Origin of the sequence: Ktedonobacter sp. SOSP1-85 (assembly GCF_016587415.1) — a bacterium.
In the GTDB taxonomy this organism is placed as follows: Bacteria; Chloroflexota; Ktedonobacteria; order Ktedonobacterales; family Ktedonobacteraceae; genus Ktedonobacter.
The window spans coordinates 1,599,713-1,618,413 of record NZ_BNJI01000003.1 but is presented as its reverse complement, the minus strand read 5'-3'; the positions used below and the strand labels follow the sequence as shown (position 1 = coordinate 1,618,413).

Below are 18,701 nucleotides of genomic sequence, written 5' to 3'. Positions count from 1 at the left end.
ATCGATGTATTATCAGACTGTTGGCCTCACCTCCTTGCAGACTCCCTATCTCGCAAAATGTAGCATAGATAAGCTTACCTGTGCCTAAGTGGTGAATTCACATAATCTGTAGGGTCCATGCGGGCATGGACTACGAGTGAAGCGACCTCCGCAACGGCGGGATATCGGCCTGCGGGCCTCGGCAGTCCATGCCCGCATGGACCCTACATCTACAAATTACGTAAATCTACCACTAAGAGCATGGAGGAGGCAGGCTGGAAGCCAACCTCCCATCCATGTCACTATGATTTGACGGCACCAGCCACGCCATTGATGAAATAGCGCTGTAGCAGAATGAAGACCACCATAATGGGACCCAGAGTAATCACCGAACCAGCGGCCAGGTAGGTCCAGTTTGTGCTATTTTCGGCGATAAAGGCATACATACCCACTGCCAGGGTACGCAGTTCAGGAACGCCCAGCGTAAAGACAAGGGGAATGAAGAAACTGTTCCAGGCGCCGATGAAGGTAAAGAGGGCCACCGTAGCCAGCATGGGACCGGCCAGGGGAAACATCACCATCCAGAAGCGCTGGTTGAAGTTTGCGCCATCAACGCGTGCCGCATCCTCAATCTCGCGCTCCATAGATGAGAAGTAGCCCATGAACAAAAAGGTGCTGAAAACCATGCCGCCAGACGCCTGCACCAGAATGACCGAGGCCAGCGTATTCAACAAGCCGAGGCGCTGGACAACATCGAAGACAGGAATAATAGTATAGCCATGCGGGAGAAAGAGCGTCAGCGCGATGAGCCCGAGCAAGAGTTTCTTGCCAGGAAACTTCGTACGTGCCAGCGCGTAACCAGCCATCGCGGTAAAAAGCAGCACCACGATGACGGTTGTTCCCGCCACGATGGCGGTGTTGAAGAAGTACTGGCCAAAAGAGGCCTCATTCCAGGCATTGACATAGTTAGACCACTCAACCTGCCGAGGGAAAATATTCAATCCCTGGTCAAAGAAGTCGCCGTTGGTCTTCAGCGAACTGCCCAGCATCCAGAGAAATGGGTACATCCAGATAAGGCCGCCGACGAGCAGAATGAGGTGGGTTAGCCCGATGCCCCCTTTCTGGCGAAGTTTGTAGAATAACCCGCGGGGTCTTTTTTGCTTCTCTGTTATAGAAGAAACACTCATCAGAAACCTCCCTGTACATCTTCTTTATTGGCCGCTCTCAAGGGCGCGCTGGCGATTGATGTAACGGAATATCAGCACTTGCGCTAAGGAGAGACCTAGCAAGATCACGCCATAGAAGAATGAAGCAGCCGAGGCAAAGCCGACATTGGGTTGAACGCCTGCGCGGGCGGAGCCACCAAATGCCTGGTGATAGATATAGGTGTTAACCACCTCGGTCGCGCTATAGGGACCACCATCGGTCAAGACCAGGACCAGGTCAAAGACCTGGAGACTGCCCAGAATCGCCAGGATCACAATGACCAGGCCAACCGCGCGCAAGAGCGGAATAGTGATCCTGAAGAAGCGCGCAAAGCTGTTGGCCCCATCAATGCTGGCCGCTTCATAGAGCTCGGCCGGGATGGTTTGCAGTCCGGCAAGGAAATAGACCATGTTATAGCCCAGCGTATTCCAGATGCCCACCACGATAATAATGCCCAGCGCGAAACGTGGGTCCCCCAGCCAGTCAATATGTTCATGAATCAGGTGCATGTTCAACAAAAGCTGATTCAGGTTATCGCCAAAATTTGAGAGAATCAGCTGGATCACAACACCAATGACCGCGGGAGAAGTCACAGCCGGAATAAAATAGACCGAGCGATAGAAAGAAGCAAAGCGCAATTTGGGATTATTGAGGACGAGCGCCAGCGCCAGGGCTAGGAGTAACTGGATAGGCACCAGCACGAGGGTATAAATGAACGTATGCTGAAAGGCGCCCCAGAAAAAGGGATCGTGTATGACGCGTACAAAGTTATCCAGGCCCACATAGTTTGAAGGGTCACCAATGCCATTCCATTGATAGAGCGTGTAACCCAACGAGGCGAAAGTAGGATAGACAACGAAAACCAGCAACAGCACAAGCATCGGCGTGACATAGATATACGACCAGACATTTGTACGCATCTCCCACCAGAGGGAGCGCTTAGGGGCATTCTGCCGCTGGTGGCTCACTGTCTTCTGTTCAGTTGGTAACGTTGGTGCTTGCATAGCGATAGTTCCTTCTCAGTCCCATATATCAAGTGGAAAGAGAGATGTCAAACAGCAACATCCAATTCCCAAATAATACTCATTCCATCAGGCACGACGTATCCTCTAGCTAACAACATATCAACTAGACATGCGTAGTAAGAAGTTCCCACTCTAAGCTCCATATTTGGCGAGGCTAGAAACAGAAAGGTGAGCGCATTTCCTGGGCTCGTCGAAATACCTGTATATTACGTACATCAGCTCAACCTTTTGAACTGATGACAAGAAAATGCTTCTTCAATGACAATATGCTTTGCCTAGAAAAGCGGGGAACATACGCTAGAAAGTCAGGTGCTATTGGGTGCGCAAGTAGGTAGAAATATCGACAGGAACCTATTTATGAGCCCCTGACGCCATGTTTTTTACCGGATGGGATCTCTGGAGCTGGATACAATACGTGATCTGGCTAGCAGACCTACTCTGGTTTTGCTCACGTTTAATCGTGAATTGCAGCATTGCAACCTCTGCTCTTTATTCAGCTAAAATGAACTGGTGTCGTTTGGGAACGCTCCCATAACTTTATTACGAATGAGTGTACCTAATAAATATGCGCTTGTCAAGTTTCTTGCTTGTTATCCAGATGCCGTAGCTTATATTGAATAATGAACCTGCGTTAAGAAACAACCGGGCGGTGCTTGGAGCCGCAAGATTCACGAATCACCAGTGTTGTCGGTAAAATGACATGCATGGGTTTGGTCTCTTTTGTGTCATGCTCCAATTGCTCAATAAGCATCTCGGCAGCGCGGATACCCAGCTCCACGCAGGGTTGTCGGATGGTAGTCAAATCCGGGAAGATCATCGTTGTCTGGGGCAGATCGTCGAAACCGACAATAGCTAGATCTTCAGGCACACTTCGTCCCTGTTCGTGTGCTGCCCGAATTACGCCCGCGACCATCATATCGTTGGAGGAAAAGAGGGCTGTGGGCGGCCTCTCAAGCCGCAAAAAACGCTTTGTCAACTCATAACCACTAGCGGTGGACCAATCTCCATCACCGACCAGCTCCGGGTCCAGCGGGATACCGGCTTCCTCCAAAGCCTCCTTATAGCCTTGATAGCGGTCGGAAGTACAAGTGTCCCTGGCCAGCCCTTTAAGCATAGCTATACGCCAATGCCCTAGCGAGATCAGGTGCTTGACCCCGATACGCGCGGCCTCGACATTGTCCACATCTACGTACCTGAGGTCGTCTAGTCCTGGCTCATGGCCAATCCGCGTATAGGGAATGCCCGTCTCTTTGAGAAAGGCCGCGTAGGTATCATTGGTGTTGCTGCTAATTAACACAACCCCATCAAACTCACGCCCGCGCAGCATTTTAAACATATCTTGTTCATTCATATCCTGCCGACCCATAAAGAGCAGAGATGTATAACCTTGTTGCGCGCAAACCTGGCTCACTCCCTGGCTCATCAAGGCAAAAATTGGGTTGCCAAAGAGGTTATAGACATTATCGGGCAAAATCAGCCCAATGCTACGCGTACGCTGTGTGGCGAGCTGACGCGCCGCTGCCTGGGGAGTGTATCCGTGCGCGATAATCACTTCCTGCACACGGTCTCTTACAGCAGGCCGGACGCTCGGCTGACTATTGAGGACCCGTGACACTGTTGAGCGAGAAACACCAGCTAATCTGGCAATATCTTCAATCGTCAATTGCGGCATTTCAACCTCTTTGTATTTTTTGAATCTCTAGCGTTTACTTTTGGGCAATGCATCATGTACAATAGTTTTGGGATCGCTCCCAAATCGATCCTATTATGAGATTACTCAATGGTAGGCCCATTGTCAAGAGAACATTCTCCAAATTAAAAAGTTTGTTTTCGGCGGCAAACTCTCTATGCCATCCTATCGTTTCTATGTGCAGATGACTTGATGTGCTACCTTTCAACGGACAAAGCATTTCACTGATATGGAAGGAGTAGATTCTTATGGCTGATCAGGTTCCATTGCTCCCGTACAATGTGTATATGACTGAGCCGCCCCATCTTCCTGTGCGCGAGGCAGAGGACCAGGGAGGGCCTGATTTTCTTGTTCAGGCAGAGGTCAAAGAACAGCATGCGCGAGGAATTGTGCTACAGGGCCAGACACGTAGCGGAGAAAACGCCACTGTCACGCTCACCCTGGTAGCCGATGGCATCGCGCGAGTGCTGCTGGAGAATGAGGAGAGCGATCCCGCGCGTATACGCCTGGCACGCGACTTTCCGGCAGATGAGTGCGAAGTGACTATAACACATTCCGAGGGGTACGTTTACTTGCAAACGCCATCGTTGCGTATAGAGGTCGCCCTTCAACCTTTTCATCTCACTTTCCGTGACACTGATGGTCGCCTCCTGCTTTCGCAAAATTACAGTGAAGTTACCAATGTACGCATGAAGTTGACCGTGCTGCCCTTTGGCCTAAGCAAGATAAATGGTCATCGTGTCGCGTTCCACGATAGCTTTACCGCTGAGCCAGATGAGCACTTCTTTGGCTTTGGTGAAAAATTTACTGATTTCGATAAACGCGGGCAACGCATTACGACCTGGAATATCGATTGCGGTGGAGCATTTAGCGAGCGCTCCTACAAAAATGTGCCCTTTGTCGTGAGTACACGCAAGTATGGTGTTTTCGTCGATACCACGAATGCGGTGGATTTTGACATGGTGGCAAGCAACACGGCGACTTACAGCATCATTAGCCGGGACAGCGCGCTTGACTACTATATGATAGCCGGGCCCGATCTCAAGAGCATCGTTACCAAATATGGCTCGCTGGTAAGTTTCCCCATTCTGCCGCCCAAGTGGTCTCTGGGTACCTGGATCTCCTCGGGGTTTCAACGTGATAGTGCGGAAGAGGTACTGCGCCGGGCCCGACTGATTCGTGAGCACGAGATTCCCTGTGATGTCTTACATCTGGACTGCTACTGGCAGCGTTTTGGCCGCTGGTCGGAGCTATTATGGGATAGCGAGCTATTCCCTGATCCCGCTGGTCTGCTGGCTGAGCTTAAATCGATGGGCTTCAAGGTGTGTCTCTGGATGCATCCATATATTGGCATCGAGAGCGAGTATTTTACCAGGGGGGATGAGAAGGGATATTTTCTCAAGAACACGCAAGGTCAAACGTACGTGGTCGATATCTGGGGTGGTTTCCACCCGCCAGTTGGCATCATCGATGTCACCAACCCCGAGGCCATCGCCTGGTTTAAAGAACTGCTGCGCGAACCGCTTCGCATTGGCGCCGACGTGTATAAGACGGATTTTGGCGAAGGCATTCCTAACGACGCGCTAACTTATAGTGGCATCAAAGGCGAGCAACTCCATAATCTCTACTCGCTGCTGTACAACGACATTGTCGCGCAAGTGACTGAGGAGGTTACAGGCCACACTGGATTGGTCTGGGCACGCTCCACCTACGCGGGCGGGCAACGCCATGCAGCCCAGTGGAGTGGCGATGTCAACAGCACCTTTCCCGCCATGGCTTCGACCATACGTAGCGGACTGAGCATGGCTATGTGTGGGCACGCTTTCTGGAGCCACGATGTTGGCGGCTTCACAGGCCATCCCTCCACAGAACTCTATGTTCGCTGGGCACAGTTTGGCCTTTTCTCGCCAATGATCCGCGCCCATGGCAATTCTACCCGTCTTCCCTGGGATTTTGGTCCGCGGGGACTGGAGCTCTTTCGCACCTACACTCGTCTACGTTATCGCCTGCTGCCATATCTCTACACCTACGCGTGTGTAGCCGCGCGAACCAGCCTGCCCATTATGCGGCCAATGGTACTCGAATTCCCGGATGATCCCTCGACCCACACGATGGATTTGCAGTATATGCTCGGCGAGGAGCTGCTGGTAGCCCCTATCTACAATCTCAGCGGGGAGCGCACGATCTATCTGCCTGCAGGCCATTGGATTGATTACTGGACACGCAAAACATTCACTGGCCCTCGTTCGATCCGAGTGCAAGTACCGCTAGAAACCCTTCCCCTTTATGTGCGTGCTAACGCGCTCATTCCGACTACCGAACCTGTCTCGTTCACTGCCGAGGAACCCTTTGCGGATATCACAGTCGAGGCTTATCTGCTGGAACGAGGGACATTTGACCTGCATGATACAGATGGCCTGACGCACATCACCGCCGAACTGGAGGGCAGCCAGTTGCGTATCAGCCTTGCAGGGGCCAAACGTCAGCTTGCTCTGCGTCTGATTCCCCTGGCTGGGAACGCGCTCGTTGCCGAGGTGTTGCTCAATACTACTCAATCATGCAAGGAAGTATCGCCAGGGGAACAGCAACCACAAAATACCTGGGTGCGGGCTGAGGATGGTGCTATTCTAGTAAAGCTAAGTGTTTGAGGTCGATTCCTGAAAAACAATGAAATGAGAGTTTGATGCAACCATTTACACCTTTGAATCCACGCGTGCCCTTTATCTGGCACGGAGGAGACTATAATCCAGAGCAATGGCCACAGGCTATCTGGGACGAAGATATCCGCCTCATGCAGGAGTGCCACTTTGAGGTCGCGACCCTGGGCGTCTTTAGCTGGGTTTCGCTTCAGCCCGAGGAGGAACGTTTTACCTTCGAGTGGCTCGATACCATCCTGGATAAGCTGGCGGCGGCGGGACGCTTCGTCTGCCTGGCCACGCCCACCGCCGCCCAACCAGCCTGGATGTCGCAGCGCTATCCCGATGTCATGCGCGCTGGAGAGAATGGCGTGCGTTGGCATCACGGCTGGCGCGTCAACTATTGCCCATGCTCAGCTAATTATCGCCGCCTGGCTGTACAAATAGCGCGTAAACTGGCAGAACGCTATCACCAGCATCCCACCGTCGTTGCCTGGCATGTCTCGAATGAGTATGCTGGCGCCTGCTACTGTGAAAACTGCGCCGCTGCGTTCCGCACATGGCTCCAGCAGCGTTACGCAAGCCTGGATGACCTGAATCAAAGATGGTGGACGGCCTTCTGGAGCCATACCTACACCGACTGGTCGCAGATCGAGCCGCCGTATGCCAATGGAGAACGCTCAAACCACGCGCTGGTGGTCGATTACAGGCGTTTCCAGAGCGAGATGATGCTGGAATGCTACAAAGCCGAGCGTGATGCCATTCGCGCCTACTCGCCCAACCTGCCCATCACGACCAACATGATGAATACCTATCCCGAACTGGACTATCGCGCCTGGGCCAGAGAAGTCGATGTGATCGCCTGGGACTGCTATCCCAGCGTGTACGACCAGCCATCCGACATCGCTTTCGCTCATGATCTTATGCGCGGGTTACGCGATGGCCAGCCTTTCATGCTAATGGAGCAAACGCCTAGCAGCTCGAACTGGCAGGAATACAATAGCCTCAAGCGACCCGGCGTCCTGCGCCTGTGGAGTTACCTGGCGGTGGCCCACGGCGCGGAGGCAGTGATGTACTTCCAGTGGCGGCGCAGTCGTGGTCAGTGCGAAAAGTTTCATGGTGCGATCATTGAGCACAGTGGGCGGAGTGATACCCGTGTCTTCCACGAAGTACGTCAACTGGGAGAAGAGCTCCAGCACCTAGGAGATCGCACCCTGGGCGGCGTCACGCCAGCGGAGGTCGCCATCATTTTCGATTGGAACAACTGGTGGGCCATGGAGGCCAGCATCGGGCCAGTGCGCGATAAGCGTTATGTGGCGACAGTACGCCAGCACTATGCCACATTCTGGAAACGCAATGTGCCGGTCGATATCGTCTTCAGTGACTCAGACTTTAGCCGCTATCGCGTCCTGGTCGCGCCCATGCTCTATATGCTCAAGCCAGGCGTAGCCGAGCGTATACGTGAGTTTGTCAGGCAGGGAGGTACCTTCGTTACGACATACTTCAGCGGTATGGTTGACGAGTGTGACCTCGCCTTCGAGAACGGTTATCCCGGACCACTGCGTGAGGTCCTTGGTATATGGAATGAAGAGATTGACGCGCTCCATCCTGACCAGCACAACCGGATTGTACTGCACGACAGTGACGAGAGCTATACCTGCGGCCATCTCTGCGCCATTACTCACTGTGAAGGGGCCACCACACTCGCGACCTATGGCGACGATTTCTACGCTGGCACGCCAGTGCTCACTCGCCACAACATCGGAGCTGGATCTGCCTACTATATCGGGAGTGAGCCGGAATCGCGCTTCCTGGATGATTTCTATGGGCGCATCCTCCAGGAGCAGCAGATCCACCCGGTGCTCACCACGCCTCCAGGGGTCGAGGCTACACTTCGCCAAAACACTCAGGGCCAATTGCTTTTCTTGCTCAACCACCAGGACGCACCCACTCAGGTCGCGCTCCCACCAGGCAAGCGCTATCATGACTTGCTACGCGACCAGGAGGTTGCAGAAACACTTCTGCTGGAAGCCTATGATGTGGCTATTCTGACAAAAGCATAAGCAGCCTCTCGGGAAGTGCCAGACACGAGGGAACATTCTGACCTTGAAGGCACTTCTTATGGCGTGTTACAGTAAGCACAATAGCAATATACAGCACCACTTACCTGAAAGGATGCCTGCGATGCCAATCAAAGTCGCCATCATTGGAGCTGGTTCCATTGGCTTCACTCGGACGCTGGTCCGCGATATCTTGACCGTACCCGAACTGGCTGATACCACCTTTGCCTTTACCGATATTTCCCAGCATAACCTGGATATGGTCACAAAGCTGTGCCAGCGCGATATTGAAGCCAACAAACTACCCGCGACCATTCAACCCACCCTTGATCGCCGCCAGGCCCTGGCAGATGCCGATTATGTACTCTGTACCATTCGCCAGGGTGGACTGGAGGCTTTCCAGACCGATATTGATATCCCTTTGAAGTATGGGGTCGATCAATGCGTGGGTGATACAATCTGTGCCGGTGGCATCATGTATGCCCAGCGCACCATTCCCGCGCTACTAGATTTCTGCAAAGATATCCGCGAAGTAGCCAAACCAGGAGCGATCCTCCTCAACTATGCCAATCCAATGGCAATGAATGTCTGGGCGTGTAACACCTATGGCGGCGTGCCCACGATTGGTCTCTGTCATGGCGTGCAGGGCGCGCACTGGCAGATCACCAGTGTTATCGAGCAGTGGGCCAAACGCGAAGGCTTGCTGGATCCAGAGGCAAAACTCCATCGACGTGACGTAGAGGTCATCGCCGCAGGCATCAACCACCAGACCTGGTTTATCAAGGTCCAGTGGCGCGGGCGCGATATGCTGCCGCAACTACTGGAACTGTTTGAGCAGCATCCAACCTTTCCGACCACAGAGAAGGTGCGTATCGATGTCCTGCGCCGCTTCGGCTACTATAGCACAGAGTCCAATGGACACCTGAGCGAGTATCTACCCTGGTATCGCAAGCGCCCCGAGGAGATCGAGCAGTGGATTGACCTCTCAAGCTGGATCAATGGCGAGACTGGCGGCTACTTACGCGTCTGCACCGAGGGGCGCAACTGGTTCGAGACCGACTTCCCCAACTGGATGCAGGAGCCACCCGCCATCTTCACGCCAGATAAACGCAGCGAGGAGCATGGCTCATACATCATTGAAGCCCTGGAGACCGGGCGCATCTATCGTGGTCACTTCAACATCCCTAATCAGCACCACATCACCAACTTACCAGATGGCTGCACCATTGAAATCCCTGGCTATGTGGATAAAACTGGCATCCATATGCCTGTCATCGGCGACCTGCCCCTAGCCTGCGCGGCAACCTGCTCGGTCAGTGTGCGTGTGCAGGAAATGGGGATGCAGGCCGCTGTACATGGCGATGTGACCTTGCTCAAACAGGCCATGCTGCATGATCCATTGGTGGGCGCGGTCTGCAATCCTGAAGAAGTCTGGCAGATGACCGATGAGATGCTGGTCGCCCAGGCCAGGTGGCTTCCCCAGTATCAAGAAGCTATTCCCCAGGCACAACAGCGGCTCGCGGAGCTTGAACACTCCGGGAAGCGCGTTCACCTACATGAGACACAGGGCGCGGCACGCCTACACACGCGTACAGTGGAGGAGATGGCACAACACCGCGAAGCAGCCCGCGCCAACGCCGGGGCCGCCGACAAAGGTAATATGACCCGTTAAGGATGTGTTTACGAAATACAAGGGAGGTGCAGGAGGGTTTCCCTCCTGCACCTCCCTTGTATTTCGTAAACACCGCTTGGCGAAAAAAGTACCAGGTGAGATGAAATCATGTACGCAAACATTGTTCAATATAAGGGGGGCAATTATTATTTAACCACAACAGTTCCTTATAAAGGATTGAGATAGCAATGGATCAAGCATCACTTGAACAGCCTGAAGTCAAGCAACCAGAAGTTGAACAGACCACATTAATTTTACCAGAAGCACCGCCAAAACCTGCCCGCCGTAACAGATACCTACCGATTGGAATTACGCTCGCTGGTATCCTGGCGGTCCTCGTCGCGCTCGTCACTCTACCTCTATGGCAAGATTATTTACTGGTAGGCAAGGATTCATCATCCTCTCCTCATGCGGAAGCGACGCATACCGTCTCGAAGCCAGGTCCCACTCCCACTCCCATCCCCTTTGATCCCAGTGTGGGAGCGGTATTGCCTACCCATCGTGTGGTAGCCTTCTATGCTGTACCAGGCGCCGAGCCGACCGGTCCTGCTTATGTAGTTAACCAGGACATGCTCAACCATCTAAAGCAACAGGGAGCAGTCTATGAGCAGCTAGACCCGGCTCATCCCGTACAGCTAGGAATTGATCTCGTCGTGAGCGTGCCCGATTCCTATCCAGGCCCCGATAACACCTATAGTCATCACGTCGACGACGACACCTTACGTACATACGTCGATTTCTGTCAGCGCAATAACCTGCTCTTATTTCTCGATCTAAACATCGGCCAGGCTCCCGTCATGAAGGAGGTCTCGTCCTTCCTACCCTACCTGGCACAATATCCCTTTGTACATATGGCAATTGACCCAGAATGGATGTTTCCTCGCCACGATGGTATTCCGGGCACAAATCTAAGCAATGTGCGGTCCAGCGACCTGAATCCAATTATCGACGCCGTCGCCGCGCTTCCCCTGAAGTATCACATCCCGCGAAAGATCCTCATCATCCACCAGTATCGCGGGGATGGCGAGAGCGCGAGTAATCCCTACGACGCCGGAGAGGCGGAGATCGCCGATAAGCGCAACCTGCACTCCAGCCCTCTAGTTGACATGGTGATTCATGTCGATAGCGTCGGTGGCTTTCCCGGAGACAAAGAGGAGAAGAGGCAACAGTATAACGAGTGGGTCGGCAACGACATGCAGCACTACCATAACTTCCGCTATGGCGGCTTTAAAATCTTCTATAAAATTGAGGCCAAGACAGGCATCATGCCCCCCAAAGATATCCTGTCACTCAACCCACCACCCATGGTCATCACCTATGGAAACTAACTTTGGCGTGACTTCTCGCGCCTGAGGCGCTCGCCAGTAAATGGGTGTGGTGCGTGTGGACGGCTGCAGCCGTCCACACGCACCACACCCATTTTCCGAAGTAACTTACGCAGGGATTAACGCATATATGTAGGGTCCATGCTTGCACGAACCCTACATATATGTAATCTATTGCAATGAGAAATCGTCGGCGTAGACGTTGCCCTGGGCGTACCATCCATGGATATAGATGGTGGCGCTCGTCTGGGAGGCACCAGTCGTAAAGGTCACGCTCAGTTGGGTGTAACTGCTACTACTGGTCCAATTCGAGCTTCCACCCTGAACACCTATGTAGGCATAGGAGCCATTCACATAGGCCGACAGAGTGTACGTATGATTGGGTTGGACCGTGATCGTCTGGTCGCACTCGCCCGTCGTCGAACTGGTTGGCGTCACCTGCAAGGCATGAGTACCACCATGCACAGGCGAGGAGACCACCTTGTCGTTACTATCGCAACTCCAGCCAGAGAGGGTGCCACTCTCGAAACCGGGATTGGTTACCAGATTACCTGGCATTGGCGTTGGCGTTGGCGTTGGCGTGTTCGTCGGTGTTGGAGTAGGTGTATTAGTTGGCGTTGGCGTTGGCGTGTTGGTTGGGCTTGGAGTTGGCGTCTTCGTCGGTGTATTGGTCGGCGTGGGCGTGCTACCGCCGCCAGAGTTCCCCAGGCCACTATAGACGGCATTCACAAAACTCCCCGAGGCATCATCGCCATCCAGCGACCAGGAGAAGGCACCGCCCAGACCCTTGCTATTGATATAATTCGTCTTGGTCGCGACGGTAGTGAGGTCGTCATAGCTCCAGAAGGTTGTGCCATTGTACACCCAGTTAACCTGGGTCACCGGGTTGCGGTAGCTGGTATACCCCGTCAGGTTCTTGAGCACTTTGTAGTCCTCGATACCCGCCTCATAGGTACCTGGAGCCGCCTGCATCGACGAACTGCTCTGGTAGAGGCCGTTGTTGACATTGGGAACATTCGTCCAGCCACGCCCATAGATAGGCATGCCCACCACAAGCTTGCTGGCCGGAACACCTGCCGCGAGATAGTCTGTTACGGCATGATCAATGCTGTACGAGTTGGCGGGCGGAGCCGATGGATCGGCGGAATCAGCATAGAGAGGCGCATTGAAATCGGTTGGACCAGTCGCGTTCCATGCTCCATGCATATCATAGGTCATGAGGTCAACCCAATCCAGATACTGACCAATCTGGTTGAGCTGAATATTCTGATACTTGTCCTGGCCAGCAGGGGCGGCAACTGTCAGCAGGTAATGCTTTCCTGCCTGAGCGCCAGCCTGGTCCAGTTGGGTGCGAAACTCCTTGAGCAGATTGGTATAGTTCTGCGTATCCTGGGGACCATAGGGATTCCCATTCCCTGGATTATTAGGATATTCCCAGTCAATGTCGATACCGTCAAAGATACCCGCCATCGTTCCCGGGCCAGCCTGGTTGCCCAGGATATACTGATCAATGCACGAGTGTACAAACGCAGAGACGTTTTGTGGCGAGGCGGCGGCAGAGAAATTAGTGGACCAGGTCCAGCCACCGATAGAGATAAAGATCTTGATGTTGGGATAGAGTGCCTTGAGCTCCTTGAGCTGATTAAAGTTGCCCGCCAGGGGCTGGTTCCAGGTATCGGCGACCCCATTCACCGCCTGGTCAGCGGTAAAGGTCTTCTGATAATCGGCATAGGTATCGCCTGAATAACATTGATAGCTACTGTTGATGTTCGCAAAGGCATACATCAAGGCATTCAACTTTGAGGCCGTACCACTCGTCACGATATTTTTGACGTTGTAGTTACGCTGGTAGATGCCCCATTGGGTAAAATAGGCGGCATTGATCTTGTTGTTCGAGGCCAGAGTGGCGGCCTGAGCCTTCGTAGGGGAGAACTGGGCCTGGGCAGCGTGTGTGACGACAAAGGACATAACCAGGGTAAACACGATACAGGCCACTGCGAGGAATCGGGTTGGTGCACGACGCTTCATTGGGTTTCCCTCCCGCATAAAAACGCTTTGCCAATATAAAAAGCACTAGCAAAAACTCACCAGGGCACATTCGTACGCGCGGCGCCTGCTTGTAAACCTTACGTCCGATGGTCTAGAAGACCGTATATTATGCTGCATACATCCCTGAAGCATAACGTATAGTGGACGGATTCTTACGGGATATGCGCGTACACCCAAATGAGAAAACCTAATAGTAACTGTATCTGCTTTTCGTTTCATTGTCAAGTCATCTAGACCACTAGACGGCCTTGCTAATTCTCCTCTCATCTTCCATAAGACAAAGCCTTATAAGACTACTCATAGAGAAGAGCACCAGGCTGGAAGGGCGTTGATCTTCCAGCCTGGCGCATCTACTGCGACTTAAGTTAAGGGGATAGTGATATCTCCATCTTTGCCGCAAGCCTTTATCACCATGGCCTGAGATGTACGGTTAATACTGCCACAGCTATAGTTGCCGGTCGTCTTGAGTGGTTGAGGCATTATTGAATGCTGCACCACCTCCGTCACATGGCAAGATCCAGATTGTGTGCCTGGACCCAGAGTAACAGTATGCCTGGTAAGCGTATCTATTCCGGTAAAATTCACTATCAGGATTGCGGCTTGGCACTGTTGATAGGCATGCCAGAAACATTCTTCCGCATCACGGGATTTTGCATCTCCTGAAATCGGCAATGCCGATATCTTGATCGCACCACAATTCAAGATGGCGGTTGTGCCAGGCGTGGTCGGGGTTGCGAGTGCGGTTGGAGTCTTCGAGGCGCTAGTAACAGAGGCAGAGGGCGCTACCGTTTGCGTGACGGCACTGGTGCTAGAAGGGTTACCACTGGTAGATCCTCCGCTGGCACTCCCGCAGCCGCTCATAGCCAGGATAAAGAGCCCAAGCAATGAGGCGATAATGCTAACACGCACTCCCTGCCTAAATGATGGTTTTCTCATTCTCATCTCATGACTCTCCTATTTCCCCACAAGCAAGCACTCTGCATATGGGTGCTTGCGATGCTTTGTCACATGTCGATACGCCATTGTTCCATTCAAGGTGACGGATTGTGCGCGCCAAAAGTTCCCTTTCGTGCCCGCGGTGCTCAAGGGGAAGGGAAGGCCCTATTTGCCGCATCTACAGGCCTTGACTTTGGGGTCTTTCTTGAGGTAAACTTAAAAAGCTTAAATATATTGATAGTTTACTGTAACCGCAGAGGGAGCGTGTTCATGGCTTCTAGGGTATGGCTGCCAGACCTGACAACAACTCGTAATACCGGCAGTTTTAACTTGCCCAAGGCCTCACTCTGCCCTTTTTATGCTGCCTCTACACTTGACGGAAGTACTTCTCCAGGCGCATAGACGCTCTACACAGACCGTGGGCGCAGGATGGTCAACGCCCGCGATTCCTTTCCACTCACATCTTCTCTGTATGCTCCGCGGGATGCTGTCCCATCCTCTAGCTTTGCTGCTGTTTTTTTATGTCCTGTCTTGCGCTCGTTTGTTCTAGTGTTTTACCACTGGACGCTCGCCGGGTACATACATCCACAATAGAAGGGACCATCATGCATTTCAAAGACTATCGCCATCTGCTGGCAACCTACCTTGCTCCACAAGGGCGCCTGGTGGTGTTACTGGCGCTCTTGCTTTGCGGCGATATCGCGCTCCAGCTCGTCAATCCGCAGCTTCTACGTATTTTTATCGACACGATTACTGCGACCACCATTCAGACACCTGTGCTTGGGATCGCCTTGCTCTTTATCGTAGTCGCGCTCCTACAACAGGCAGTGAAGATTGTCGCGACCTACTATAGCGAGCGCGTAGGCTGGACAGCGACCAACGCACTACGCGTTGACCTGGCTCTCCACCTGGTAACACTGGACATGGGTTTCCATAAAAAGCATACGCCGGGTGAACTGATCGAGCGCGTGGATGGCGATGTGACAGCCCTGGCAAATTTCTTCTCTCAGTTTGTCATCAAGGTGCTGGGTAACCTGCTGCTGCTCGTTGGCGTTCTTATCGTAATGCTCTTTCAGGATTGGCGCGCAGGGCTTGCGCTCGCCCTTTTCACTATCGTAGCGCTACTGTTGATTAATAGCGTGCGCAATGTCGCGGTGACGCGTTGGAAGACGTTTCGCCAGGCCAGCGCCGAACTATATGGCTTTCTTGAAGAGCGACTGCATGGAACAGAGGATATTCGCTCCAGCGGCGCGCAGGGTTACGTTTTGCGCCGCCTCTACAGCTATACACGCCAGCGCTTCCGTACCGCGCGTTCAGCCAGGGTTATGTCGGTCGCTGTCTGGACCATGCCTATTCTCACCTCTCTGCTGGGAACCATGGTCGCCTTCCTGGTCATCACCTGGTTCTACCAGCGTGGTGAGATGACGCTGGGTATGGCCTTTCTGATTTTCTACTACACTCAGCTCATCTTTCAACCTATTCAGGCCATAACCGATCAGCTCGATGACTTCCAGAAGGCCAGCGCTGGCTTTGTGCGCATCCGCGAGTTACTTCAAGTGCAGAGCGAGCTTGAGGATGGCCCCGGCGTGGCTTTTCCCAAAGGTGCGCTCGACATCGAGTTTGAGCATGTCTCCTTCGGCTACGGCGAGGAAGACATAGTCGTGCGCGACCTGGACTTCCATATCGAGGCCGGAGAGGTGCTGGGGCTGCTGGGGCGAACGGGCAGCGGCAAAACGACTATTACCCGCCTCCTTTTCCGCCTCTATGACCCGGTCAAGGGAACAATCCGCCTGGGCGGCCAGGAGCTGCGCGCCGCCAGGAGAGCCGACCTGCGCGATATGATCGGCATGGTCACGCAGGATGTACAGCTCTTTCATGCCAGCGTCCGCGACAACCTGACCTTCTTCGACCAGAGTATCGATGACCAGCGCATCCTCCAGGCTCTAGAGACACTCGGACTCCGCGACTGGTATGATGAGCTGGAGGACGGCCTGGACACGATTCTGGCGACAAACGGAGGTGGCCTATCCGCCGGTGAGGCTCAGCTCCTGGCCTTTGCGCGTGTCTTCCTCAAAGATCCCGCCGTCATTATCCTGGACGAAGCCTCCTCGCGCCTCGATCCAGCTACTGAGCGGCTTCTGGAGCGCGCCATTGATACCCTGCTCCAGGGGCGAACGGCGATTATTATCGCGCATCGCCTGAGTACGGTTCAGCGGGCCGATAGCATCATGGTGCTCGACGATGGAGGTATCCGCGAGTATGGCTCCCGTCTTCAGCTCGCCTCCGATTCGGACTCCTACTTCTCACATCTGCTACACGCCGCCCATGAGGAGGTTCTGCAATGAAAGCCTGGCGCTTTTTCTGGCACCTGATTCGCTTCCAGCCCTGGTATTACCTGCTCAACTGTCTTTCTATCGTGCTGGTCTTTATCTTCGAGATGATTCCGGGTCTGATCTCACAGCGCTTCTTTGATAGCTTAACAGTCCATAGCTTAAATGAGCAGCTCCTCTGGTCCATAGCCGCGCTCTTCCTGGTCTCAGGCCTGGGGCGTCTGACCTTTCTCGCAGGCTGTCAATTGACAAACTCGCCCTTCATGTATACCAGCGCGGCCCTGCTCCAGAAAAACATTTTTGCCTGGGTCCTGCAATTGCCAGGTGCTCGGGCGCTGCCCGCATCCTCGGGCGAGGCTATCAGCCGCCTGCGCGATGACGTGGATGAAATTAGTTCCTTCTTGATGGGCTTTAACGACCTGATTGCCCTGATTCTCTTTGTGGGCATAGCCTTTGTTATCATGCTCAAGATCAGCGCCTTTATTACCCTGTTCGTTTACCTACCCTTGATCATCATCGTGGCCTGCGTGAACATCGCAGGTCAGCAGATCAAGAAGCGACGTGGAGATAACCGTAAGGCCACCGGCGATGTAACGGGCTTCCTAGGCGAGCTCTTTGGCGCGGTACAGGCGGTACAGATCGCAAATGCCGAGCAGAAGAGCATTACACACTTTCAGCGCCTCAACCAGGTCCGCCTGACGATGACGGTACGCGACAAGCTGCTTGACCAGGTGCTTCAATCGACCTTCTCCAATACTGTAAGCATAGGTACAGGCGTGATCCTGTTGCTGGCTGGGCAGGTGATGCATAATGGGTCTTTTACCGTGGGCGACTTCGCGCTTTTTGTCTACTACCTGGGCTGGATTACAGAGTTTACCGCGCACTTTGGCCGCATGCTGACAGCATACAAGCAGGCAGATGTTTCTGTCGAACGTCTGCTTACATTGATGCAAGGGGCACCTGCATCCAAACTGGTTGAAGTGAGTCCGTTATATATGCGCGGACCACTTCCAGCCTTGCCCGCGCCGCCTCCCATTGGGAAGGACAAACTCCAGGAATTGAAAGTTGAAGGACTTGGCTACCGCTATCCCGATGCTGAGCATGGTATTCGTGACATCAACTTCTCGCTAACACGGGGATCGTTCACGGTCATTACTGGCGAGATTGGCTCGGGCAAGACGACCCTCTTGCAGGTATTGCTGGGGCTATTGCCGAAAGAGGCAGGCGATATCTATTGGAACACAACACGCGTGGAGCGGCCAGGGTCCTTCTTCGTGCCTCCGCACAGCGCCTATACCTCGCAGGTGCCGCACATGTTTAGCGATAGCCTGCGTGAAAACATCCTGCTTGGTATGGAGGATAGTGAGGCGAACCTGAAGCAAGCGCTTGAGCTGGCAGTACTGGAGCCTGATATTGCGGAGATGGCCGAGGGCCTGGATACGGTGATCGGTCCCAGGGGCGTACGCCTCTCGGGGGGCCAGATCCAGCGCTCCGCCGCGGCACGTATGTTTGTGCGTCCCGCCGAACTCCTGGTGGTGGACGATCTCTCCAGCGCGCTGGACATTGAGACCGAGGCCCTCCTCTGGGAGCGCATCTTCGCACAGCGAGATAAGACGGTCCTGGCAGTCTCTCACCGGCGCTCCGTCCTGCGCCGCGCCGACCATATTCTCGTCCTCAAGGATGGTCAACTCGAGGCCGAGGGCACACTCGAGCACCTCCTGGCGACCAGCACGGAGATGCAGCGCCTCTGGCAGGGCGAGTACAGCCCTCTGGAAACCACCTTCTAGAGTTGG

At 53.7% G+C, this 18,701-nt stretch carries 11 protein-coding genes; 6 read left to right on the top strand and 5 right to left on the bottom strand.

Annotated features, from left to right (window positions below; all coding sequences use genetic code 11):
- Window positions 1–281: 281 nt before the first annotated feature.
- The 3 genes from KTE_RS45030 to KTE_RS45020 all read right to left on the bottom strand — a co-directional run bounded on the left by KTE_RS45030 (window position 282) and on the right by KTE_RS45020 (window position 3,882).
- Window positions 282–1,166: a carbohydrate ABC transporter permease gene (locus KTE_RS45030; RefSeq protein WP_201393807.1), complete on the bottom strand. Its 885-nt coding sequence runs from the start codon at window positions 1,164–1,166 to the stop codon at window positions 282–284.
- Window positions 1,167–1,190: 24 nt separating this feature from the next.
- A complete protein-coding gene (locus KTE_RS45025) occupies window positions 1,191–2,189 on the bottom strand; it encodes a carbohydrate ABC transporter permease (protein ID WP_201393805.1) in 999 nt (332 codons plus the stop codon).
- 652 nt (window positions 2,190–2,841) lie between these two features.
- Window positions 2,842–3,882: a LacI family DNA-binding transcriptional regulator gene (locus KTE_RS45020; RefSeq protein WP_201393803.1), complete on the bottom strand. Its 1,041-nt coding sequence runs from the start codon at window positions 3,880–3,882 to the stop codon at window positions 2,842–2,844.
- 266 nt (window positions 3,883–4,148) lie between these two features.
- Between KTE_RS45020 and yicI the strand changes: the two genes are divergently transcribed.
- From yicI to KTE_RS45000, 4 genes are all read left to right on the top strand, one after another.
- Window positions 4,149–6,548, top strand: coding sequence for an alpha-xylosidase (gene yicI, locus KTE_RS45015; protein ID WP_201393801.1), 2,400 nt, complete (start codon window positions 4,149–4,151; stop codon window positions 6,546–6,548).
- 35 nt (window positions 6,549–6,583) lie between these two features.
- Window positions 6,584–8,599: a beta-galactosidase gene (locus KTE_RS45010; protein ID WP_201393796.1), complete on the top strand. Its 2,016-nt coding sequence runs from the start codon at window positions 6,584–6,586 to the stop codon at window positions 8,597–8,599.
- A gap of 121 nt (window positions 8,600–8,720) precedes the next feature.
- Window positions 8,721–10,268, top strand: coding sequence for an alpha-glucosidase/alpha-galactosidase (locus KTE_RS45005; protein ID WP_201393795.1), 1,548 nt, complete (start codon window positions 8,721–8,723; stop codon window positions 10,266–10,268).
- Between the two features lie 188 nt (window positions 10,269–10,456).
- Window positions 10,457–11,596, top strand: a complete 1,140-nt coding sequence (locus tag KTE_RS45000; RefSeq protein ID WP_201393794.1) for a hypothetical protein — start codon at window positions 10,457–10,459, stop codon at window positions 11,594–11,596.
- 168 nt (window positions 11,597–11,764) lie between these two features.
- Here KTE_RS45000 and KTE_RS44990 read toward each other — a convergent pair whose 3' ends face one another.
- On the bottom strand, window positions 11,765–13,621 hold the full coding sequence (locus KTE_RS44990) for a glycosyl hydrolase family 18 protein (protein ID WP_236601011.1): 1,857 nt from the start codon (window positions 13,619–13,621) through the stop codon (window positions 11,765–11,767).
- A 381-nt stretch (window positions 13,622–14,002) separates the two neighbouring features.
- Window positions 14,003–14,578, bottom strand: coding sequence for a hypothetical protein (locus KTE_RS44985; protein WP_201393793.1), 576 nt, complete (start codon window positions 14,576–14,578; stop codon window positions 14,003–14,005).
- A gap of 605 nt (window positions 14,579–15,183) precedes the next feature.
- Between KTE_RS44985 and KTE_RS44980 the strand changes: the two genes are divergently transcribed.
- A complete protein-coding gene (locus KTE_RS44980) occupies window positions 15,184–16,923 on the top strand; it encodes an ABC transporter ATP-binding protein (RefSeq protein ID WP_201393792.1) in 1,740 nt (579 codons plus the stop codon).
- Complete coding sequence (locus tag KTE_RS44975) at window positions 16,920–18,695, top strand: ABC transporter ATP-binding protein (protein ID WP_201393789.1); 1,776 nt, start codon at window positions 16,920–16,922, stop codon at window positions 18,693–18,695. The genes KTE_RS44980 and KTE_RS44975 overlap by 4 nt, the downstream gene beginning before the upstream one ends.
- Window positions 18,696–18,701 lie beyond the last annotated feature (6 nt).